Origin of the sequence: Shewanella sp., assembly GCF_051658185.1 — a bacterium.
Classification (GTDB): domain Bacteria; phylum Pseudomonadota; class Gammaproteobacteria; order Enterobacterales; family Shewanellaceae; genus Shewanella.
Genome location: NZ_JBOFMC010000163.1, coordinates 1 through 23788, shown reverse-complemented (window position 1 = coordinate 23788; position 23788 = coordinate 1). Strand labels below are relative to the sequence as shown.

At 51.2% G+C, this 23788-nt stretch carries 13 protein-coding genes and 1 riboswitch; of the genes, 8 read left to right on the top strand and 5 right to left on the bottom strand.

The features are described from left to right. Together ACRCZA_RS06830 and ACRCZA_RS06825 are read right to left on the bottom strand one after the other, a co-directional pair. A partial coding sequence (locus ACRCZA_RS06830; RefSeq protein ID WP_438673705.1) for a PAS domain S-box protein occupies positions 1-3129 on the bottom strand: 3129 nt, incomplete at its 3' end. A gap of 294 nt (positions 3130-3423) precedes the next feature. Then, the gene (locus ACRCZA_RS06825; RefSeq protein WP_438673704.1) at positions 3424-4782 is read right to left on the bottom strand and encodes an alanine/glycine:cation symporter family protein; all 1359 of its coding nucleotides are present in this window, start codon (positions 4780-4782) and stop codon (positions 3424-3426) included. Positions 4783-5001: 219 nt separating this feature from the next. After that, positions 5002-5150, bottom strand: a riboswitch (glycine riboswitch). Between the two features lie 402 nt (positions 5151-5552). Here ACRCZA_RS06825 and ACRCZA_RS06820 point away from each other — a divergent pair. The 4 genes from ACRCZA_RS06820 to ACRCZA_RS06805 all read left to right on the top strand — a co-directional run bounded on the left by ACRCZA_RS06820 (position 5553) and on the right by ACRCZA_RS06805 (position 15453). Further along, a complete protein-coding gene (locus tag ACRCZA_RS06820) occupies positions 5553-6224 on the top strand; it encodes an ABC transporter ATP-binding protein (RefSeq protein ID WP_438673703.1) in 672 nt (223 codons plus the stop codon). An 11-nt stretch (positions 6225-6235) separates the two neighbouring features. Further along, positions 6236-8962 carry an FtsX-like permease family protein gene (locus ACRCZA_RS06815; protein WP_438673702.1) on the top strand — a complete coding sequence of 909 codons (2727 nt, stop codon included), beginning with the start codon at positions 6236-6238 and terminating at the stop codon, positions 8960-8962. Between the two features lie 125 nt (positions 8963-9087). Next, positions 9088-10230 carry a lipocalin-like domain-containing protein gene (locus ACRCZA_RS06810; protein WP_438673701.1) on the top strand — a complete coding sequence of 381 codons (1143 nt, stop codon included), beginning with the start codon at positions 9088-9090 and terminating at the stop codon, positions 10228-10230. A gap of 279 nt (positions 10231-10509) precedes the next feature. Beyond that, on the top strand, positions 10510-15453 hold the full coding sequence (locus ACRCZA_RS06805; protein WP_438673700.1) for a S8 family serine peptidase: 4944 nt from the start codon (positions 10510-10512) through the stop codon (positions 15451-15453). Positions 15454-15640: 187 nt separating this feature from the next. On the opposite strand, the gene ACRCZA_RS06800 is transcribed toward ACRCZA_RS06805, so the two are convergent. Then, the gene (locus ACRCZA_RS06800; RefSeq protein WP_438673699.1) at positions 15641-16213 is read right to left on the bottom strand and encodes an FxsA family protein; all 573 of its coding nucleotides are present in this window, start codon (positions 16211-16213) and stop codon (positions 15641-15643) included. Positions 16214-16425: 212 nt separating this feature from the next. On the opposite strand from ACRCZA_RS06800, the gene cutA reads away from it, so the two are divergent. From cutA to galK, 4 genes are all read left to right on the top strand, one after another. Further along, entirely contained in the window at positions 16426-16749 is a 324-nt protein-coding gene (gene cutA, locus ACRCZA_RS06795; RefSeq protein WP_438673698.1) for a divalent-cation tolerance protein CutA, read from the top strand. Continuing rightward, positions 16746-18623 carry a protein-disulfide reductase DsbD gene (locus ACRCZA_RS06790; protein WP_438673697.1) on the top strand — a complete coding sequence of 626 codons (1878 nt, stop codon included), beginning with the start codon at positions 16746-16748 and terminating at the stop codon, positions 18621-18623. The genes cutA and ACRCZA_RS06790 overlap by 4 nt, the downstream gene beginning before the upstream one ends. A 240-nt stretch (positions 18624-18863) precedes the next feature. Continuing rightward, a complete protein-coding gene (locus ACRCZA_RS06785) occupies positions 18864-20483 on the top strand; it encodes a cation:proton antiporter domain-containing protein (RefSeq protein WP_438673696.1) in 1620 nt (539 codons plus the stop codon). Positions 20484-20865: 382 nt separating this feature from the next. Further along, complete coding sequence (galK, locus tag ACRCZA_RS06780) at positions 20866-22014, top strand: galactokinase (protein WP_438673695.1); 1149 nt, start codon at positions 20866-20868, stop codon at positions 22012-22014. Positions 22015-22178: 164 nt separating this feature from the next. Here the strand turns inward: galK and ACRCZA_RS06775 are convergent, their stop codons facing one another. Together ACRCZA_RS06775 and ACRCZA_RS06770 are read right to left on the bottom strand one after the other, a co-directional pair. Next, a complete protein-coding gene (locus ACRCZA_RS06775; RefSeq protein WP_438673694.1) occupies positions 22179-22583 on the bottom strand; it encodes a hypothetical protein in 405 nt (134 codons plus the stop codon). 321 nt (positions 22584-22904) lie between these two features. Beyond that, positions 22905-23788, bottom strand: an 884-nt coding sequence (locus tag ACRCZA_RS06770) for a zinc-binding dehydrogenase (RefSeq protein WP_438673693.1), incomplete at its 5' end; no start/stop codon positions are given.

Genomic DNA, 23788 nt, shown 5'->3' with positions numbered 1-23788 from the left:
AAAATCCCCTTTGGCCTTGCTCGCCGCATCGGCCTGCTCCTTGGCTATCCGTAACTTATCGGCTAACACCTTAAGCTCGGTCATATCGACCATACTGACCACGGCCGACTCGAATTGTTGTTGGTCATCAAGCAAGGCTGACACGTTAACGGCCATCCACAGTGGCGTCCCCGATGGTCGGATAAAGCTGCGCTCGGCGCGGTAATGATCGATACGCCCTTCCCTGACATCGGTGAACTGTTGTTTGGCGCTCTCCCGATCCTGCGGACTTATCAGCTCAAAAATCGACGTATTACGCAGTTGCTCCCGGGATTGCTCCATATCCAGACAGAATTGCTCATTGCAATCGAGGATCACGCCACGCCGGTCGAGATTTAAAATCCCAATGGTGGCCCCATCAAACAACGCTTTAAAGTGGGCTTCACTTAACGCCAGCTCCTGGGCAATGGCCTTGCGCTCAGTAATGTCCATCACATAACCGTTCCACACAATCGCGCCTTCGCCCGTTTGATGACCGCAGGCCCCGGTTTCCATCCAGCGCACACTGCCATTGGGGTGGCGATAACGAAACTCTCGAAGCCATTGCAACTTATCTTCACTGCGCCCCGACAATGCCTGCGCCATGGCAGGGCATTCATCCTCCACCACCCGCTCGGCTATAAGATTAAAATCTGCAAGCAAATCATCTCGATGCAATCCAAGCGTTTGCATCGCGGAGGCCGAAATAAAGCTAAAGGCCCGGTCCGAATCTCGGTGCCAACACAACTGGAACACAGTACAAGGGAGAGATTCGGTCATGTTACTGAGTTGCCGGCGCGAGGCTTCAAGCTGTTCCTGCGCCCGCTTTTTGTCGGTGACATCATCGAGGCTACCATCAAACCACAGGGGCTCACCCTCGGGGCTGTAACAGGCTTTCCCCTTTTCATGGACCCACCGAATGCTGCCATCACGGTGCCAAATGCGATATTCCACCTCAAAGGTCGTCTTAAGTGTCAGCGCTTTGTCGATGGCTTGCTGACATAGCTGGCGATCTTCCTCTAAAATCAAAGAGATATAAGTGCGAGTCTGATTGTTGATAAACTGATTGGCCGCATAACCGGTGATCTGGGCGATATTGTCACTGACGTATTCCATCAGCCACTCCTCACCAATGCGCAGCCGATAAACGGCGCTGGGGATATTCGACACTAGGCCGCGAAAACGTTCTTCACTCTCACGAATTTTAAATTCGATGGCCAGTTTATCCGTCATATCACGGATAGAAGCGGCAATCTGCCGGTGACCATCGACATCAGCGGGCAGTATACTCAGGGCGATTTCAGCAATAAACTCATCACCATTGGCCTTAAGTGCCTGCACTTGAGGCACGAAAGTCGTGCCGCCATTCCCCCCGCGCAGCAACATGTCTTGCCACGCCAGCATATCCACACTCCCTAACGCCTTGGGCAGTAATTGCTCAACGCGCAATCCGAGCATCGCACCGGGTTCATAGGCAAATAAGTGCTGACAGCGGCTATTGGTAAACACGATGGCCCCCTTGTCATCAACAATCAACATCGCCTCTGGCGCAGCCTCCAGCACCGCATTGGCCCAGGCCGCCGCTGAAAATTGCTCAGTCACATCGGTGAATAGCAGCTCGACCGACATCAGCTCGCCGCTTGCCGACACTAAGGGTTGCATAAACACATCAAGCCGCCGCAGATGGCCTTGGGCATCCAGCATTTCGACTTGATGCGCCGGCACATTCTGGCCCTTAAGGGCAAGATCGGTGTATTCCCAGTTTTGCTCATTGAGAGGGTTAACGGAAAACAGACGTTGATACTTGCGCTTAAGTAACTCAGGGGAAATGCCCAATACCTTAGTCACCCCATCGCTGACTTGCGCCAATTGTCCTGCAGGATCGAGAGAGCAATAAAAAGATTTATCACTCATACCATCAATTAATTGGGCAAAACGATTACCACGGGAATCGAGTATGGCCTGCTCGCGCTCGCTTAATAATTGAGCCATTTGATTAAAAGTGTGGCTTAAGGTAACGATTTCACTGACCGCACCTGGCGGCACCGTCAGTTGCAGGGCCTTACCTTGGCCAAACGCGAGCATGCCCGACTCGAGTAACTCCAATGGCCGAGTTAAGCGTTTAGCGGCAAAGTAACAGGTCGCGATCAGCAGCAAGATTAGCAGGCACAGATAAAGCATGATGGCGCGAAGCTCATCAAATAATGCCGTGAACAGCGCCTGCTCTGGGGCCGTGACCACAATGTGCCAGCCTAATTTAGGCACTGTCGCGATGCTGGCAAAATGCCGCGCCCCCTCACGGTCAAGCACGGGGGCCTCCCCACCTTGACCATGGGTTGCCATCTTCCAAAAAGAAGCGTTTTGGGGAAGCGTGTTATCTAGCCAACGAGAGGAAGCATCGGCTAGCAATTTAGCAGAATCAGGGTGAAACAGTAGCCGACCTACGGCATCTAACACCACCAAGCGCTGCGGGGTGATGCCTAACTGCGCGGGTAATTTATCTAAGGCTAAATCAACTGTCACCACCCCAAGATTCGGTTGCGAAAAACCAAAGGGAGCGGAATAGGAGACCATGGGCACATTGCCGGCGCCCTTATCAACATAGGCTTTCGACCAATATCCCTTTGGCTGATTAAGCGCGTTGGTCCACCAATCCCAGGAGCCATCACTATAGTTGTAACCTTGGGCGCCGATGTCGAGGGACTTAAACTGCTCCCCCTCACGATACACATAGGGCGCAAATAGCCTACCGTCTTTGAAGTATTCGGGGTTAAACGCCAACGCTGAGCCAAAAAACGTCGGATTGCGCTCAAGGCGATTACGCAATAGCGCATCGAGCTTTTGAGCATCGTGTAACTGCTCTTGGTCCGCCAATAAACTGATAAAATCCGCGAGGGCCAGCGTGTTATCTTGGGCGTGATCAACAATCTGCTGTAAGTGCGACGCCGCGTAATTGGCCTGCTGGGTTAAGCTGCTATAAAACTGCGTTTGCAAAGTTTGATAACGAAACCATGCGCTAACCCCATAAACCACCGTCATGACGACAATGAGAGGCAAAGCGATGTGCGATAAAATTTTACTGCGAAAGGTGCGAAGTTGACCTTGTTCCATGGCGTAACCTCATTGCTATCGGCGATTGAGCGTTCACTTTTTAACCGGCAACCATAAAGTAAACGAAGAACGCCGTGGCGACAAACAATAACGTGCCTATAAACAATAATCGTTAACAAGCTGGCCGCCCAGCACGCAGCGGTAAAAAAATAGCGCAGCAAACAACCACAAAGAGCCGAGCGGCAGCGCTCCCTGCCGCCATCACTATCAATGCCCATTAAACCGTGGCTGATGACTCATCTCAAATGGGCCACACACCTTGTCCTGTCTAACAAAGGAGAGTAACACCGCCCATTAACACAACGCTCTGGCCACCGGGCTTGGCAGCATGCGCGCAAAATAGCTGCGCGTCTCAGCGATGATGACATGGCGCAAGCCCACTATCGCAATTAAATTAGGGATAGCCATTAAGCCGTTGACCGTATCGGCCAGTAACCAGATGACATCAAGCTTGATAAAAGCCCCACCAGCAATCAAGGCTAAAAACAGCAGTTGATAAACACGCAGTCCACGCTCACCCACTAAATAATACCAGCAGCGCTCGCCATAGTAGTGCCAGCCCAAAATGGTGGTAAACGCAAAACAAACTAGCGCAATCGTCACTAAATATTGCCCGACCAGCGCCGAGCCGCCAAGGCCAAAGGCCGCGCTCGTCATGGCCGCCCCCGCGGCATCACCACTCCAGACGCCAGTCATGATCAGCACCAGCCCCGTCATCGTACAAATGATGATAGTGTCAAAAAAGGTTCCCGTCATACTCACCAAGCCTTGCTCGACGGGTTCATTGGTTTTGGCTGCCGCCGCCGCAATGGGCGCGCTGCCAAGGCCAGATTCATTGGAAAACACCCCTCGAGCAATCCCGATTTGAATCGCCTGAGCCACCGTCGCCCCTAAAAAGCCCCCTGCAGCCGACACTGGCGTAAAGGCCGAGGTCAGCACTAAGCTTAATGCGGGAAGGATCTGCTCAGCAAAGGCAAATAAGATCCACAAGCAGGCCAATACATAACCTAGCGACATAGCCGGAACCAGCTTTTGCGCCACATTGGCAATCCGTTTAACACCGCCTAAGGTCACGGCGGCCACCAGCAAGGTTAACACCAAGGCGGTGAGCCAAGTTGGCACCGCAAAGGCAATCGTCAGCGCATCACTGATGGCGTTGACCTGAGCAAATGTGCCAATCCCAAAAAACGCTACGCCCACACCAAAAAGGGCAAATAACTTGGCCATCCACGACCAACCTAAACCGCGCTCAATGTAATACATCGGTCCGCCGGCGATCTGCCCGCGGCCATCGGTCGTGCGATACTTTACCGCCAACATGCATTCGGCGTACTTGGTGGCCATGCCAAAAAAAGCCGCGAGCCACATCCAAAATAATGCGCCGGGCCCGCCCATTTTAATGGCTGTCGCCACCCCCACAATATTGCCCGTGCCGATGGTGGCTGACAGTGCGGTACACAGGGCGGCAAAGGAGGATAAATCGCCGTGGCCTTTAGCGGGTTTGAATAATAAACCTAGCGCCAGCGGCAGACGAAACACTTGAATAAGCCGAAGACGAGCAGTGAGATACATACCCGTACCCACTAGCAAACACAGGGTTATCGGCCCCCAAACAATCGCGTTGATATCGGTAAGAAAAGCTTGAAAACTCATGATATTCCTCAATTATTAAACAACATAAATTAATAAGGGAGGAGGAAAAGAAATGGCTGTGACGCGCCGCAGTCGGGCGCAATAACACTATGCAACCCCTAGCGCAATCTGGGAAAACGAGACTCCGGCGTGAGGCGTTGTGCCATCTGCGCCATGCGAGCTCAGCCCAGCTAAAGGTAAACATAGCCCAAGGCGACAAACGACAGGGACTGTGCAGTCATCCTCTCCTCTGTCCTTTTGCCTGAGCGTTTCGCATTGGCGGCTAAAGAGCCGTGCAATACTTTCGCCTTCGGCGCTACCAGTCCAGCAAATTAACCATATTAAGTCATAGGGTTAACTGTGGCGGTAATCTCTCCAGAGGCTCGTCCAGTAACAGTCCACGCCTTGCGGCACCTGAAAGAGTGCTTGGATGTTATCAAAATCCAAGTTGCCTCGTCGGTGTGAGGTTAATTCCTCACTCTCCTGCTACCTTCATCCGAACGGATTGTTAAAACGCTAACGTTTTAACAGGTTGCACAGAATGCAACAAAATGCGCCGTGGCTCAAGCCCTTAATCCTAGCGTGAGATCACGCGGGCAAACAAACGCGGCTTTTTTAAGCAAGTGCCACTTTAAAATACAGCCAATGAACTTTTTTGCACCAAGATCAGTATCTATAGGTGTGTCGGCTGGCATATCTTAAGACAGAGTTTACGGCTAACGTGCGGCCAAACTTAAACGCAGCGCTGATGTCACTCGGCTGCATCCGGTTTATCATCCATGGAGAACTTAATGACCAACGTCGCCACACTGCAGCAGATCAGCAAAAGCTTTCGCGATGGCGAGCAGCGCCACACTGTGCTGCAGTCGGTGGATCTTGCCATCCTCAAAGGACAAACCGTGGCGCTCACTGGGCCAAGCGGCAGCGGCAAGAGCACCTTATTGAATTTAATCGCTGGATTTGAAATGCCCGATAGCGGTCAGCTGTCGCTCAACGGCCAAGCCACCGCGACTTGGCAGGATACTGAATGGAGCCAGTTTCGCCGCCAATCCTTAGGGGTGGTGTTTCAGCAATTTAACTTACTCACGCCCCTCAACGTACAGCAAAATATCGCCTTTCCCTTACAGCTGCTCGGCAAACCTTGGTCTCCTTGGTGTGACTATTTAGTCGAAAAGCTGGCGCTTGCGCCCCTCTTACATCGTCAGGTGGAGGCGTTATCGGGGGGCCAGCAACAGCGAGTCGCCATCGCCAGAGCCCTCGCCCATCAGCCCAGCTTACTGCTGGCCGACGAGCCCACCGGCAACTTAGACGATAGCGCCGGTCAACAGGTGATGGCACTCCTATGTGAGCTGGCAGGCGCCAGCCACACCAGTATTTTAATGGTCACCCACAGTGAATCCTGCGCAGCATTTATGCAAAAACGCTGGCATTTGTCGCAGGGTCACGTCGCCGTGTCCGGTTAAGGTTGGCTAAGATGCTCCCCCCACAAAAACCGCAAGCAAGCACTCAGGTTAAACCAAAGCGAGATAGCGCCTTCACCCTTGCGTGGCTCAGTGCCCGGGTCTTTTGGGCCCATTACCGTCACAGTCCATTACAAGCGGGGGCGACGCTGCTCGGTATTGCCCTTGCCGTGACGCTATTGATTGGGGTCAAAGCCACCAACGATAATGCCATTCGTAGCTACAGCGAGGCGACCGAACTCTTAAGTCTGCGGGCCGATGCCTTACTCACCCCTCCTGTTGGGCAAGAGCATCTCGATGAAGACGTATATTTTGCCCTGAAGCGGGCAGGACTGAGCCGCAGCCTTGCGGTGGTCACGGGGCGCGTGGCGGGTAAGCAGGGCCAATTATGGCAAATTGAAGGCAGCGATCTTGTCGCAGCCATCAGCCTTCAGCCACCGCCATCGGCTAACGCTACCCATCCCAAGGATCTGCGCGCCTCCCTTCCCCTTGGCGAACTCTTAAGCGGCGAAGGGCTCGTTATCATGAGTGACAGCTTTGCTGCCAAGGTCGCCCCCGAAGGCCGACTTGAACTCGATGACATTCACCTAAAAGTGCTGACGATTGACGACAAATGGGGCCTAGGTAGCGCGATATTGGCGGATATATCCCTTGCCCAATCCCTACTAGGCATGCAGGGTAAGCTCAGTTATATCGCCCTTTTTAATGAGGGCGGGCATCTCTCTGCCCTCAAGGCGCAATTAAGCCAATTGGGCCTCATTCCAAAGCGTGCCAGCTTTACGTTAGAGGATCAGGGCCAAACCCTCATGGCCTTGACCCGCAGCTTTCACCTCAACCTCAATGCCATGAGCATGCTCGCCTTCATCGTGGGTCTGTTTATCGCTTATAACGGTGTGCGCTACAGTCTAATGAAACGCCAAAAACTGTTAATTCAACTGCTACAGCAGGGGCTAACTCGGCAGGCCTTGATGCTAGCGCTGTTGCTAGAACTCCTGCTATTGGTATTACTGGGCACAGGCATAGGTTTTATTCTCGGGCTACAACTGAGTCACTGGCTGCAGCCTATGGTGGCGATGACCTTAGAGCAGCTCTACGGTGCCCACTTACTGCCGGGAAAGTGGCAATGGCGCTGGCTCGTTGAGGCCACCGGCCTTACTTTAATTGCCGCCCTCGCGGCCTGTTTGCCTTTGTATCTGGATTTGACTCGTCAGCCCCTCGCTCAGGGGGCGCATCGCTATCAGCACACCCAAGCGCAAAGGCAAACCCATGCCAAACAATTTGCCTTTGCCTGCGCCCTATTGGCCTTGGTCGCCGTTGGTTTTCCCTTAAGCCAACATTACAACACCAGCTTGATATTGCTCGCACTGGTCACACTGGCCATTCCCTTACTCCTACCACAATTACTGCACTGGGCCATCAATGGGCTGCAGCCCTTGGCCAAAGCGGGCTTATGGCAGTATATGGTGAGCGAAACCCGAGAGCTTATCGCGCCGTTGTCCCTCGCGATGATGGCCATTTTGCTGGCCTTAAGCGCCAATATCGCCATGAACACCCTTGTTGGCAGCTTTGAACGCACCCTAACAACCTGGCTTGAGACCCGCTTGCATGCTGATGTGTATCTGCGCCCGCCCAGTCATCAGATGGCGGCCATCCAAGCCCATCTCGCCAAAGACCCACGAGTGAGCGAACTGTATCAACAGTGGCAAATTGAGGCCAAGCTTGCCATTGTCACCGGTAGCGATGGGCAGAACCACAACCAAGGCTTGGGCAGGCCAGCCGCCCCCGCGCCAAGCGCTATTGATTTACCCGCGAATGTGGTTGACGCGCAGAGGACTCCGCTTCCCATTCAACTGCTCAGCCGGGATGATTATTCACTCCAGCACACCAGTGCCTTAAAAGAGCGCCTGCCGGAACTGTGGTCTGCCAACATGACCGAACCCTACATCCTCCTAAGTGAGCCGCTGGCAATAAAGTATCAACTGCAACTGGGCAATCGGGTAACGGTGGATGTGCTGAGCCAGTCGCTCAACGGCCACGACTCAGCTCGTGAGCACGCCCCCCAGACGCTGCTCGTCGCCGGGATTTACTATGACCACGGCAATACTGGTAACGAAGCCATTATCAGCCAGCATACTTGGCGGCAAGCACAGTTACCCTTGCTGCCCGTCAGCCTCGCGGCGCGGTTTTATGGTCAAGGGGGCAAGCCGCGGGCGACAGAGTCAGAACTTGAACAAATACAACAGGATCTAGCCCGCGAGCTTGGCCTAGCCCAAGCGCAAGTGGTTAGCCAAAGTAAGATAAAAAACCAAGCGATCGCTATGTTTAAACGCACCTTTGCCATCACGCTGGTGTTAAACAGCTTAACCTTACTGGTCGCCGCCATTGGCCTCTTTAGTGCCTGCTTAATGTTAACCCAAGCCAGACAAGCGCCACTGGCAAGGCTATACGCCCTTGGTGTCAGTCGGCGACAATTAGGCACCTTAGTCGCAACGCAAATGCTTATCGTCGTCCTGCTCACTTGCCTCATCGCCATGCCGACCGGAGCGATATTGGGCTACCTGCTGATCCATAAAATCACTCTGCAGGCCTTTGGCTGGAGCATTGCCATGTTCTGGGACTGGCAGACCTATGCCAACGCCATGGTTATCGCCCTTGGCAGTTGCGCCCTTGCGGTTTGCCTGCCCCTCTATTGGCAAACCCGCAAACCCATTATCACCAGTTTGCAGCAGGAAACCTTATGATAAATAAATACATAACTAAATTAGCGTTACTATTAACTCTCCTATGCCTGCAATCGTGCGACCGCGTCGCTCCTCTCCCCCACGCGAGCCCGGCAACCGGCTCATCCACGGCACCATCTACCTCGATGGCCACGGTTCTCGGGCAAGCAAGCCGCGACCATACCGCCTTTGCAACTGTGGCGCCCGGCTATTCCTTCAGTTTTCCGCGGGATCACTTAGCCCATAATGACTTCAGGATAGAGTGGTGGTATTTAACCGCTAACTTAACCACCGCCACAGGCGAGCCTCTGGGTGCTCAATGGACCCAGTTTCGGGTAGCACTAAAACCCGAACTAAAACCCGAACTAAAACCGGCATCAACACTCACGCAAACGTCCGCTTCCGCACCTCCCCAAGCGACACCTTGGGCCAGTTCTCAACTGTATTTTGCCCACAGTGCGCTCACATCAAGCCGCGAGCACCACGCCGCTGAAAAGTGGTCACGCCATCACAGTGAGTTTGCGGGCATTAAGGCTAGCCCCTTCGAAGTACGCTTAGATAATTGGCTCTGGCAAAGCCAAGGCACGGCGCTATTTCCAGCGACATTAACCGTGGAAAACCAAGATATGAGCTACAAGCTCATCCTTAATAGTCAAGCAGAGCTGCAATTTCAAGGAGATAGGGGTTACAGTGTCAAAAGTCATGATGGGCAAGTCGCCTCTTACTATTACAGCCAACCCTTTATCGATATTACAGGCGAAATCAGCCGCCACGGCAAAGTGGAAGCGGTAAGCGGTAAAGGCTGGTTAGATAGGGAATGGAGCTCGCAATTTTTAAATAAGGAACAACAGGGATGGGACTGGTTTGCCCTGCGTTTAGACGATGGCTCAGCTCTGATGTTATTTCAGCTCCGGCCAGCAGCTCAGGCTGCGATGGCTTCGCTAACTCAGCGCCAAGACTGGCACGCCAATACCCACGCCACACAAACAAACTCAGCCTTTTACAGTGCCAGAAGAATGTACCCTGATGGTACCGGCCGCAATATCAATTCAACCGAGCACCCCAACGGTATCACCATGGAGCCGCTTGAGTGGCATAACACCGCTACAGGCACCTACCCCGTGAGCTGGCAGATCCGCATCCCCAGTGAAGCAATTGATCTGAAGATCACCCCGCTCAATCCTAATAGTGCCATGCCATTATCCACCCCTTACTGGGAAGGCCCCATCGAAGTCTCTGGCAGCCACCGGGGAAACGGTTACATGGAGCTCACCGGGTATGCCTTGTAAGGCGCAATAAACAAAACCTCACACAACATGTGAATGACACCCGCGGCCAAATGATACAAAATGTTTCACCGCAAAAAGATGAATCATCTAAAAAAAACATAAAAATAACAAAAAAACAGCACTTAAATTCAGTAATTACACACATTACAACGCTTAACACTAGACGCACATTAATAGTGCGGAGCGATTGAGCTACAGCCGCCCCTTCTTAGATATACTCCCCTCTCGTCGTGTTATAGATTTGTTATCCCGAAAACAAAAATACAACAACGGAGATTTATGGGTACTCACCACAAACTGGGAGCAAAAACACTGATTGCGACCCTCACGGCATGTTATTTTGCCGGGATAAGCAGCGCCATTGCAGAACCCGCCAAACAAACTAAGCATCAATCCGGTTTTTATATTCCGGCCTTTAATAAGCAAGATGTACAAAACATCAATGCACAATATAAATCCGCTTTAGAAGGCAATATTTTTGTTGGCCAACCAGGGCAAAAAAACCAGCACACACGTCAGTCTCAGCCAACATCCATCTTTAAGCCCACCCCAGGGTTAATGGGCAAACACAACTACATAGTGCAATTAAAACACGACCCCTTGGCCACCTATGGCGGCGGTATTCGACACTTTACCGCCACCAAAGCACCGAATAACCGCTCTGTCATAGCCAAAGGCCGCGTCAGCCTTAACACCGCCAATGCACAAGCTTATCAATCATTTTTAAAACAACAGCAACAAGGTGTTATTCAACAAGCACAGCAAAAAGGCGCGCATGTCCAGCTTAAAAAACAACTGACCATCGCCAATAACGCCATCATTGTTGAAATGACCGAATCTGATGCGCAACTGATGGCCACCATGCCCGGGATTCAGCACATCAGTTTAGAAAGGGTCATGCAGTTATCGACGGATAGAGGGCCACAATTTATCGATGGCCCCGTCGTTTGGAGTGGTGGAACCGACGCGGGTGTCAGCGCCAAAGGGGAAGGCATGGTTGTCGGTATCATTGATACCGGTATCAATACCGACCACACCGCCTTTGCAAGCGATGATGACTACGCCGCCGCCAACCCATTAGGAGCGGGTAAGTACTTAGGGGATTGCGTTGCTTCCCCCGAATTATGTAATAACAAACTCATCGGGGTTCGATCCTATCGGGAAATCACCGATGTCTATTCTGCACCAGAATTTCAAGCATATCCTTGGCAACAGGAACAAATCCGTCCCGCCAATGGTGAGGATTATAATGGCCACGGTTCCCACACTGCGAGCACCACCGCCGGAAATAGCCTCAATAACACACCACTGCAAGCTGCGGGCGCCGGCAAAACCAGTGATGGCGTAGATTTACCCTTTAACTTTGCCTCGACCTCCGGTGTTGCACCAAGGGCTCATATTATTTCTTATCAAGTGTGCTGGCCTGGAGGCAGCGGCGATCCCTATGCTGGCTGCCCTGAATCTGCCATTCTTGCGGCTATCGAAGACGCCATCCAAGACGGCGTTGACAGTATCAACTTTTCTATCGGGGGAGCAGAGCAACTCCCATGGACAGATCCGGTTGAATTGGCCTTTTTATCTGCACGCGAAGCGGGTATCAACGTGGCTGCGGCAGCAGGTAATGCGGGGCAATTCTGGTCAGCCGATCACAGCTCGCCTTGGCTCACCAGCGTCGGGGCAATCACCCATGATCGCGTGCTAGACTCCGGCAATAAAACCTTAGGACAGTTCCAAGGCGACCAAAACAGCCGCCCTTATAATGCCATGACAGGCAAAAGCTATTCTGGCAGCATCACGGGTGAAGTCGTCCTCGCTGGCAACTACCCCGATCCCGATCCGAGTGATAATTACTCTGCAGCCTCCTGTAATGCCCCCTTCCCCGAGGGCACCTTCAATGCAGATCACATCGTGGTATGTGAACGCGGCGCCATCCCTCGCACCGACAAAGCCATTCATGTGCAAGCGGGTGGCGGCGGCGGGATGATTCTGCTCAACGTTGATTGGCAAGTGGATAATGTGGCAGCAGATGCCTTTGTTATCCCCGGCATTCACTTAGAAGCTCGCCACGGCTGGTCATTGCGGCGCTGGATACAAAACAGCCAGAAGGCAGGTAAACCAGCCATTGCCACCATTTCAGATTTCACGAATGACTACATCATTGCCAGTGAAAATGGCAATATTCTCGCGCCTTTCAGCTCCATGGGACCGAGTAAAACTAACGACACCTTAGTACCCAACTTGGCCGCCCCTGGGGTGGATATCTATGCGGCCAACGCTGATGATCAACCGTTTACCACATCACCAGCCCCATCCGATTGGACATTCATGAGTGGCACCTCGATGGCAGCACCTCATGTCACTGGTGCAATGACCCTCTTAAGTCAGCTTAACCCTCAATGGACGCCCGCTGAAGTTCAGTCAGCATTAATGTTGACCGCAGGCGATGTCCTCGTGCAAAGCTATGAGGGACTCATAAAAACCAATTATAACTTTATGGCGGGAGCGGGTGGGATCAACGTTGCCAGAGCAGCGAATAGCGGCTTGATCATGGATGAAAGTATTGAAAATTATCGACAAGCAGACCCAAGCAATGGTGGCATTGTCAGTTGGCTCAATACGCCCGCCATGGTTGATATGCAATGTGAGCAAACCTGTCGTTGGATGAGGACCGTCACTGCGACTAAAGATGGTCAATGGCAAGCGTCAACCACGGCGATAGATCCTGAGTTTGAACTCAGTGTTGAACCTACGTCCTTTAGCCTAAAAGCGGGACAAAGCCAAACCTTGATCATCACCGCGAAATTGCCAGGACTGATTGAGCACAAAGTCAACCCAGAGGATGGCAACAGCCCTTGGGATAATGTCGTCAATAACTACACCTTCTTTGACGGCCAGCTCAAATTAACCGAAGTCCAAAATAAATCCCCCGATCTCCATATGCCAATTTCAGTCGGTAGCCTAGCAGAACAAATGCCTAGCCATATCGAAGTGAATATCGGCCGGGATCAGGGCACTGAATCACTCTCGCTGAATACCGACAGCTACAGCCAATTAACACCTCGATTTTATGGGCCAGTCAAACCACAAACCTATGATGTTAATTTAGAAGCCGTTGGACCATTTATCGATCCTGAGGCGTTCAAAATCGGCTGGGATATCCGCCAGATTACCGTGCCTGAAAACACCAAGCGTTTAGTGGTCGAAGTGCAACGTGCCCACTTTGATACGACCGCAGAAGAAATGGCCCCGCGTTATAACAAGCCATTCCCTTACATCATGGTCGGTTTAGATGGTAATGGTAACAATAGTTTTATGAGCCCTGGGGAAGATGACTCCTTTGTGATAAAGGATGAATACGATCAAGAACTCGTCTGTATTTCCTCCAGCCAAGCAGAGCACAACTACTGCAGTATTGAAAATCCGCGCCCCGGTAACTATTGGGTAGCGACAACGATGCCCTACGGCGAGGGGAAAATTAACGCAACAACGGGCTACGCCATTATTGGTGCCGATAGCGATAACGGACAACTGTCGCTTAGCGGACCACAAAGCCATGATGGAACAGGTGAATACCAGCTTGAGCTGAAATGGAATATTCCCAACACCACCGAAGGCGAGGTCTATTACGGTGGCATCGATTTAGGTGCAGGCCCCGGTGCTGAAGGCAGCTTTGGCTTTAGCGCCATCAACCTTCGCCGCGGTGAAGACGCCCTGCGCTGGACTGTCAGCCAAGACAGCGCCAGAGTAGAAGATCAAGTCGATATCGAGGTGAAACTCGCTGGCAACCTTGAAAGCCAAGACCGTGATTATAAACTCGACATTAAGTTGCCAGAGGGGATGCGGTTAATCACCGACAGTATTCGCAGCAATAATGAGGACGTTGCTGCGGCCATTCAAAGCAGCCCCAATCAGCTGAGTCTGGCAGGGCGACAACTGAGCGGGCGCAATATCAAACGCGACTATAAAGTCAGCACGAACCTTAGCGATGCGATGTGTAAAACTCCGTTAATCGATGAACACTCAAAAGGGGGCTACATCGATCTATTTGCTGAGTTTGGGATTCAACCCAATGCCGAGTGGTTTGTGGGCGATGCCGGCGTGAACTTTGACGTGCCAATTGATTGGCTGTTTTACAAAGAAAACGCCGAGTTCAAACTCTATAACCAACTCAACGCAGGCTATATGAGAATGCATCCTGCCGGTGCAATGCAATTTAACCCCGGCTATTGGTATATGTATCAACACCGCGGCCCTGGATTCCTGATGGAAGCCTTAGCGCCATTCTGGCGTGGTAGTTTCACTATGGATTCAATGCGCCACTGGGAAGATCCTATCGGCTTAACCTTAGCCAACCAATATGCAGAAGAACGTCCCGATCTTGGCGATCTGCTCTTTATGGAGTTTGATAATGTCACCGACAGTGAAACTGGCGAGACCTTTGATTTTCAAACGATCCTACGCAGCGGCATCGACGACCACCAAGGTAAGTATGAAATTATCTTCGCCTATGACAACCTCGGCGCAGATTTACGCCAAGGTGCCGTATTTATTGAAGGCTTTGATAGCGCCTGGTCACGGGATGTTGGACCGAAGGAAGGGTTATTGTATCAAGTGATTGGCGTCAATAACTTAGATGAAGTGCTAAAGGATGATTTGGTGATCTGCTTTGATTACCAAGGCCCTGAACAAACAGAGGTTAAACTGTCCTTTAAAGCCGCCATTCAACCACAAGCCATAGGTCAAGAGTTGAACATCAAGTTTGCACATGATCTACAAGGAGCGACTCCGGCCACGCTAACCCATAGCATTAAAGTGAATAGCAACTTAAAACTGGCAGATATCGCCGATATGACCGTAGCCGAAAATGGCCGCATTGATGGCATCAAAGTGAATTTTATTGATGCTGACAAAGTACCCAATAGCCTAAAAGTCAGCGGAGAAAATCTTACTGCAGAAATCAATGGCAATAGTATCAATTTGATCCCGAAAGCCAATTTCCATGGGACGATTCCAGTGACCGTGACGGTCGCGGATACCCTTCATCCCAGCGATATGGCCAGCACGCAATTTATACTGACCGTCGTTTCTGATGGTATTGAACCTAAACCACCAACGCCACCGACACCACCAACAACACCACCAAGCAATGAATCATCCGGTGGTGGCGCGTTAGGGTATTGGCTCCTGCTATTGTTACCGATGTTATACCGTCGCAGAAAATAATCAGACGGCATTCATTAACAAGCCAAGCTCTAACGCTAAAAAGCTAAAAAACTAAACAGCCACTATCTGACAAGAGAGTGGCTTTCTTTTTAACGCGCGGGAGTCACTTAAATCTGTCGCGTGATGTCAACGTCAATAGACATGAGCCAGCACAACCCCAAACGGGCAATTGACGAGGAGACAACGATTACCCTTTGGGATGGTTCTCTTTATCCGCCGTCGGTTTAGCGTCTAACCTATGCTCATTGGGCTCGGCTTTATGTTCAAAATCACCTTCATACACATTGCCACCAGAGGATTTATCCTGCTCAAAAGGAGATTGACCGAAAGGATGAGAGTGCCTCCCCCCCGTCATGTCGGGGCCAAAAGGACCGTGCATGCCAGCATTAAGCCCCGAGACAACACGCAGTTGCATACGCTTAAAAAACCACGCAGCGATGGGGCGACGAGTAAAAGGCGTCAGTAATAAAATCCCGATAAAATCAGTGACAAACCCCGGGATCAGCAGCAACACCCCCGCCATCGCTAACATCATGCCTTCGACAATTTCCTGCCCTGGCGCCTCACCCTGAGCCATTTTTTGCTGGGCCTGCATCAGCGTGCTTAACCCTTGGCTACGCACTAACGATACGCCCAACACGGCGGTAAATAACACTAAGCCTACCGTCGTCCAAGGCCCAAGCACTTCACCGACACGAATAAGCACCGACAACTCAATCACTGGGACCAGCACAAAGAGTAGAAAAAGCATTAACAACATACCGACCTCAGTTTTAAATCGTTATCCTCTAAACTAAATGGGGCTTAACCGGTCTTAATTCAAGTCATCCCCCCCAAAGTCGGCAAGGGAATGTAATTTAGCTCACCCTTTTGTGACCCCAATAATGTGTAAAACGATGAAAACACGTAAAGTAACTTAGCCTAACAGGCTTAAGCAGATTTTAAGATTGTTAAGGGACGATAAGCCACACCATGCAAGATAACTATTTACTGGTCTACACCAGTTGCCCAGATGAAGCCCAGGCCAAGCGCTTAGCGCACGCCCTCGTTGCGGCGCGTCTCGCGCCATGCGTGCAGATATCGGCCCCCATCCAATCGATATATTACTGGGAGGGGAAATTGTGCCAAGAGCAAGAAGTGAGTTTACAGATTAAATGTTTACAAAGCCGTTATGCGCAGTTACAACAACTCGTGCAACAATTACACCCTTATCAAGTACCTGAAATTATTGCCGTACCTGTGACTCACGGGCTACCAGCCTACTTAGATTGGATAAAAGATAACACTCAGCCATGAAAAAATTACTTAGCTTTATCTTCACCGCTTTATTGCTTCTCACCCCCTTAATGCACAGTGGCCATGCCGTTGCCAGTAGCTTTAGCTTCCTAAAAAGTGAGCCGGAACTGATGCCCGTCGATAAGGCCTTTGTCCTCGACGCGAAGCAAGAAGGGCATCTGGTCAAACTCAATTGGGTGATTGCCGACGGTTACTATATGTACCGTGATAAACTCAAATTTACCGTAAATGGTGCCGAGTTAGGCACCATTGAACTGCCAAAAGGGAAGCCCCATAACGATGAGTACTTTGGTGAGCAAGAGGTCTATTACACCTATATCGATATCCCGGTTGGGCTAAAACAGGCCGCAGAAAATAGCACTTTAAGCGTCACGTTTATGGGTTGCGCCGAAGGCAAGCTATGTTATCCACCAACCAAACGAGACATCACCCTTAAGGCAGTCGCAGCCAATGATGGCAAGTTAGTTGGCGCTAACCTGGCTACGGATGCCGATGCGAGTAATCAGGACTCAACTCGCGCGCCTGCAGAGCGTCAGCTCAGCTTAGCAGAAACCGCAGCCAGCTCAGGCCAAGCTGCCACCCAACCCCTGACTCAACAAGACAGCCTCAGCCAAATGCTGTCAAATGACAGCCTCATTTGGACCTTAGTGATCTTTTTTGGGTTAGGAATAGGCCTCGCATTAACGCCCTGTGTCTTCCCTATGTACCCGATCCTCTCGGGGATCATTGTCGGCCAAGGACAACAACTCTCCAGCACAAAAGCCTTCACCCTCTCCATGGCCTATGTGCAAGGTATGGCCATTACTTATTCTCTTCTCGGTTTAGTGGTCGCCTCGGCGGGAATGAAATACCAAGCAGCGCTGCAACACCCGGTAGTGTTAGTGGTGCTTGCCATCCTGTTCTTTGTGCTCAGTTTATCCATGTTTGGCCTGTATGATTTAGCGCTGCCATCTCGCTGGCAAGAAAAGCTAAACTCAGCATCAAACAATCAAAAAGGCGGCAATTTAGTTGGCGTATTTTTGATGGGCGTCATCTCGGGCTTAGTGGCGTCACCTTGCACCACGGCGCCGCTGTCGGGAGCCTTAGTGTATGTCGCCCAAACGGGGGATCTGTTGCAGGGCTTCCTCGCTCTGTATGTGCTCAGCATGGGCATGGGCGTGCCGCTATTAATCATTGGCACCTCGGGTGGTAAGTTGCTACCGCGGGCTGGCGCGTGGATGAATATCATCAAAACCGTGTTTGGCTTCTTGCTGATCGCCGTCTCTATCGTCATGCTCGGCCGCATTTGGACGGGAGTCGTATCCGATGTGTTATGGTCACTTTGGGGCATTAGCTTCACCGGTTACCTCATGCATCAAAATAAACTCAGCCCCTTTAGCTGGAAGCAAACGGTTCGCTCGGTGTTGCTCACCCTAACCTTACTGGCAAGCTTCTCCTATGGTTTCCAAGCGGTAATGGGATATTTCGGTTTTAGCCACAAGGTGGTAACACAAAGCGCAACTCAGGATAGCCATGGGTTTAAACGGATTAAATCCATTGAGGATCTTGAGCGCGAAATTGCCGCCGCCAGCGCTGCCGGCACCCCGGTGCTGCTCGATTTGTATGCCGACTGGTGTGTTGCCTGTAAAGAGTTTGAGGCCATCACCTTTAAGAATGCCGACGTGCTCACGCGCATGAATAAAATGGTGCTGCTGCAGGCCGATGTCACCCAAAGTGATAGCCAGGATGTCGCACTGCTAGAAAAATACCAAGTGCTGGGCTTGCCAACCCTGCTCATTTTTGATCAACAAGGTAAGCTGCGGGATGATTTACGCGTTACTGGTTTTATGGGGCCAAAGGACTTTGCCAGCCATTTAGACCATATCGTGAACTGATCTCCCATCTATCACTCAATGGCTCGGCGCCAAAGCTTGGCGCCTTTTAGCCGTCGATGCCTCCTCAAGGGCATAACATGAGATGAGGAGGCCACCATCGCAGCGCCTTCGTCACATTGACCTTTTAAGGTTATAACAATTTTAAACGGGCTTTTTTACTTAAAAGTCCGTTTTTTTATCCCTCTGTCACCGATTTCTTATACAATTCTCTCCATTATCACATTGTTACTCTGGAGACTCATGGAACCGGCCATCCTCATTATCACGTTAATCTGCGGTATGCTCGTCAGCCGAATTGGACTGCCACCCCTTATCGGCTACCTCGTTGCGGGCTTCGTACTCTTTATATTGGGCATTGACAAAGCCAGCCTTCCCCTGCTCGAAGAGCTCGCCAATCTCGGGGTCACCCTGCTGCTATTTGCCATTGGCTTAAAACTGGATATTCGCAGCCTATTTAAGGCCGAAGTGTGGGCAGGCTCAAGCCTGCACTTGCTGTTATCTATGCTGATTTTCGTGCCATTCCTCAAGCTGCTAGGCCTATTTGGCCTGACACAGCTTACTGGCCTGCATTTCGAGCAACTCACCCTACTCGCCTTTGCCTTAAGTTTCTCGAGTACCGTATTTGCCGTCAAAGTATTGGAAGATAAAGGGGATGTGCAATCCCTTTATGGCCGAGTGGCCATCGGGATCCTGATTATGCAGGATATCTTCGCCGTATTGTTTTTAACCATTTCCAAGGGCGATATTCCATCGGTTTGGGCCTTTGCTCTACTCCTACTCCCCTTGGCCAAACCGCTTATTTATAAGGCCTTTGACCGTGTTGGCCACGGTGAACTGCTGGTCCTGTTTGGCCTAGTCATGGCACTCGTGGTCGGCGCTTGGTTATTTGAGGCGGTAGGACTCAAACCTGACTTAGGGGCGCTGATCATCGGCATCCTTTTAGCTGGCCACAAAAAATCCTCAGAGCTGGCCAAATCCCTCTTCTATTTTAAGGAGCTGTTCCTCGTCGCGTTCTTCTTGACCATTGGACTCAACGGCTTGCCGACGCTTGAAGATATCGTACTCGCCGCGTTATTAGTGTTACTCATCCCGGTCAAGATCCTACTATTTGTGTATTTATTAACCCGCTTTAAGCTGCGCTCACGAACCTCAATGCTAGGTTCATTTAATCTTGGTAACTTCAGTGAGTTTGGCCTGATTGTCGCGGCCGTCGCCACCAGCAAAGGCTGGTTGCCGCCCCAATGGTTAGTGATCATCGCGGTTGCCTTAAGCTTTAGCTTTTTAGTCGCTGCGCCATTAAACGCGACCGTAGGTAATATTTACCAACGTTTTCAACAACGTTTAGTTCGATTGGAAAAGCGCCCCTTACACCCAGAAGATCGGCAAATTCCGATTGGCAATCCGCGCTTTTTAATTCTCGGTATGGGCCGAATCGGCAGCGGTGCCTACGATGAACTACGCGCCAAGTTTGATGGCGAAATCCTCGGGATTGAACATAAGCAAGAACTGGTGGATTTACATAAAGCCAAAGGTCGCAATGTGGTCCAAGGCGATGCCGCTGATACCGACTTTTGGGAAAAGCTCGACCGTGCCCCGGGGTTAGAATTAGTGCTCCTTGCCATGCCGCACCATGCAGGGAATATGTTTGCGGTCGAGCAGCTTAAAAAGCTCAACTATGAAGGAAAAATCAGTGCCATCGTGCAATACAGCGAAGATGCCGAAGCGCTGCATGCCTGCGGGGTACACAGCACATATAACCTTTACAGAGCCGCGGGTGCCGGTTTTGTCGACCATGTTATCCATGAGTTACTGACTGACACTCCCCAAAGCGTGCCACATGAGTCAATAGTCACCAAGTAATGGCTCGTCACCATGCGCCCTGAGCCTTGAATGGCTCAGGGCGCAATACCTGCGCGACGTCACGCAACCAACCGATATTTCGCAACCAACTTCAGTATCGCCACTAAGCATACCCGTCACCTTAACAATACCGCCGACAAGCTCATTTGATTGAGCCCAACAGCCAGTAAAGCAACTGCCATGAATAAAGGTTTTACTGAATACGAATCAACACAATAGCTCCAAGTTGCCCTCTTATCGGGGAGATAGGCGGTGCCGATATTGACTCTCCTTAGGCTATCTGCGCTTGCCCTAAAAAATCTCCGTTACATCAGTAACTCAGTCGTGATATAAATCACATACAGAACAAAATTAGCTCAGCTTTTTTGGAAGTTTCTACAGCATGTCAAACCCTGCGCAGCGCGCCACTAAGTTGTTTGTCCAAACCTTTGGCACTCAGGCTGACGATTTATATCAAGCTCCTGGACGGGTTAATCTTATCGGTGAATACACCGATTATAACGAGGGTTTTGTGTTACCCGCCGCCATTAATTTCCATACCGTGATTGCCGTTAAACGCCGAGATGACAGGCTGTTTCGCGCCGTCGCAGATGCCTTTCCGGGACAAATTCAGGAATGGACTTTTGGCAATGAGGGCCATATCGATCCCGCCGATGGCTGGGTGAATTACCTCAAAGGGTTTACCGCAGCAATGGCCCATACCGGCCTAGAGGCAAAGGGCTTAGATCTGGCGATTGTCGGTGACGTGCCCCTCGCCGCGGGATTATCCTCATCGGGTGCGCTCGTGGTGGCCTTTGGCACGGCGCTCAGCGACTGCAATCAATTGCATTTATCTCCCATGGCAGTCGCGCAACTCGCCCAACGGGGCGAGCATAGATACATCGCGTCGGCCTGCAGCATTATGGACCACATGAGCAGTGCCATGGCCGAGGTCGATCATGCACTATTCATCGATTGCCTAGATTTGGATTGTGAGGCCATAGCACTACCTGAGCACCTCAGCTTAATCATCATCGATATCCACATGGAAAAACAGCGTTTAGCCGCTATCCATCAGCAGCGCCGTGACGAATGCACCCAAGCAGCACACTACTTTGGCCTCGATGCGTTGCGCCACCTGGATTTATCCCAATTAGAACAAGCCAAAGGGAAGCTGGCGGACACCTTATATCGCCGAGCAAGGCATGTTGTAACCGAAAACAGACGCACCCAAAGCGCTGCCAGAGCCCTTGAGCAAAATAATATTCCCAAATTTAGTCAGCTAATGGCGCAATCCCATGCGTCGTTACGGGACGATTTTGATATTTCCTTACCAGAGTGTGATGTGTTGGTGGACATTGTCAGCCAAGTGATTGGCGAGCGTGGCGGTATTCGCATGACCGATGGCTGTGTCGTCGCCCTAGTCGATCATGAGCTTACCGATGCAGTTGTCGGTGCAGTTGAGCAGGCGTTTTTTGCACAAACCAATATCAATGCGACTGTGTATCTTTGCTCGGCCAGCGCCGGAGCGGGACGCATCCCCAAGGGATAGTAATCGATGACGGCGGCTAAATAACCTATAACCGATGAGCGATGAGCGTCGACAACGGGGTTGTCTTAACGAGGGAATAACGAAGGGGAAATAGCGTTAAGGAATAAAATAATGGCTATTTTATTCCTTACACTCACCGCCTTTGCCGCTAGGCAAGGCCGGTATTAATCATCAAAATCATCGCCCCAATCGTCATCAAAATCGACACCAATAGCATCGGTTTCAATTTCAGGCTCAACGTCTGGCTTCGCCTTGCGAACTGGCGCGGTGTCCTTGACATTGTTGAGGTCAATACGGGCCTGATGCTTACTCATGAATTGAGCCCGAGCCGCTTTCCATGCACCACTAAATTTAGCCTCAGCAGCTTTCAACGCAGCCTCATCTAAATCATATAGGTTCACTTTAACGATATCTTCAACATACTCAACAATGGCATCACGCTCTGTATTGTATAAGTAGATTCGTCCAGGGGAGGCGTCTGGCAGCTGGTTGTCATGGACGACAATCGCGTTGCCTTTCGATGTTCTCAGCTCACCATACCAAACCTGTTTCTTTGCTGTGTTATACATATATGCCAATACCCTTAAATCAACACATACACTATGAGTTTTTTAGTCTGAATAAGCGAAGCGTCGCTTGCTTTGATCCACGAATAGCGCCGGAAAGTCTCTGACGTTTTCAACTGGGTATTTTTACAGAATATTGCCGATAATCAATGCCTCATATCATGAAATTTTCATTTATTACGCATTAATTTCGACCAAAGTCGCGAAAAAGTTTAGCCCTCAACGACTTTAGTCGAAAAAATCAACGAAGGCGGCTTTTATTTATCATCCCTCGCGGCGCAACGTCTTGAAAATACAACTTTACACAGATGTGGCCCACTTGCGTCACAAGGTTAACACCACTTTACCCCGATGTTGACCCGATTCCAGCAACGCGTGCGCCTTTGCCGCCTCCTGCAGAGCAAAGGTTGCAAAAATCGACGGCGCCATATTCCCAGTGTTGAGCAGAGGCCACACCCGCTCATGCAATTGTGTGGCGATCGCGGCCTTGGCTGTGATGCTCTGGGGTCTTAGGGTCGACCCTGTCCAAAGGATACGTTTGGCCATTAAGCGAAAGAGGTCAATTTCGGCCTTAGCGCCCCGCTGCATTGCCACCGAGACCATGCGCCCATCCAGCGCGAGCGCCTGTAAATTAAGGTTACTAAAATCACCGCCAGCAATATCAAATACGACATTAACGCCCTCACCCTGAGTAAAATCCATCACCTCTGAAACAAAATGCTCAGTGCGATAATTAACGACTCTCTCAGCGCCCAGCGCTAGGCAATACTCGCGCTTCTCCTCTTGCCCCGTGGTGGCGATAACCTTGGCCCCGAAGGCGCTGGCTAATTGGATAGCGCAGCTCCCAATTCCCCCTGAGCCGCCGTGGATTAATACCGTTTCCCCGGCTTTAAGTCCCGCGCGCATAAACAAGTTACCCCATACGGTAAACATGGTTTCCGGCAACGCCGCCCCTTGAATAGCGCTAAAGCCTGCAGGCAGGGGTAAACAGTGCGCGCCGTAGGTCAAGACATATTGCGCATAACCGCCTCCCGGGACTAAGGCACATACCTTATCCCCCACTTGCCACTGAGTCACCCCCTCCCCAAGGGCACAGATCTCGCCTGCCACTTCCAGCCCGAGGATCGGTGATGCGCCCGGTGGTGGCGGATACACCCCTGCTCTTTGCTTGAGATCCGGTCCATTCACTCCTGCAGCATGCACACGAA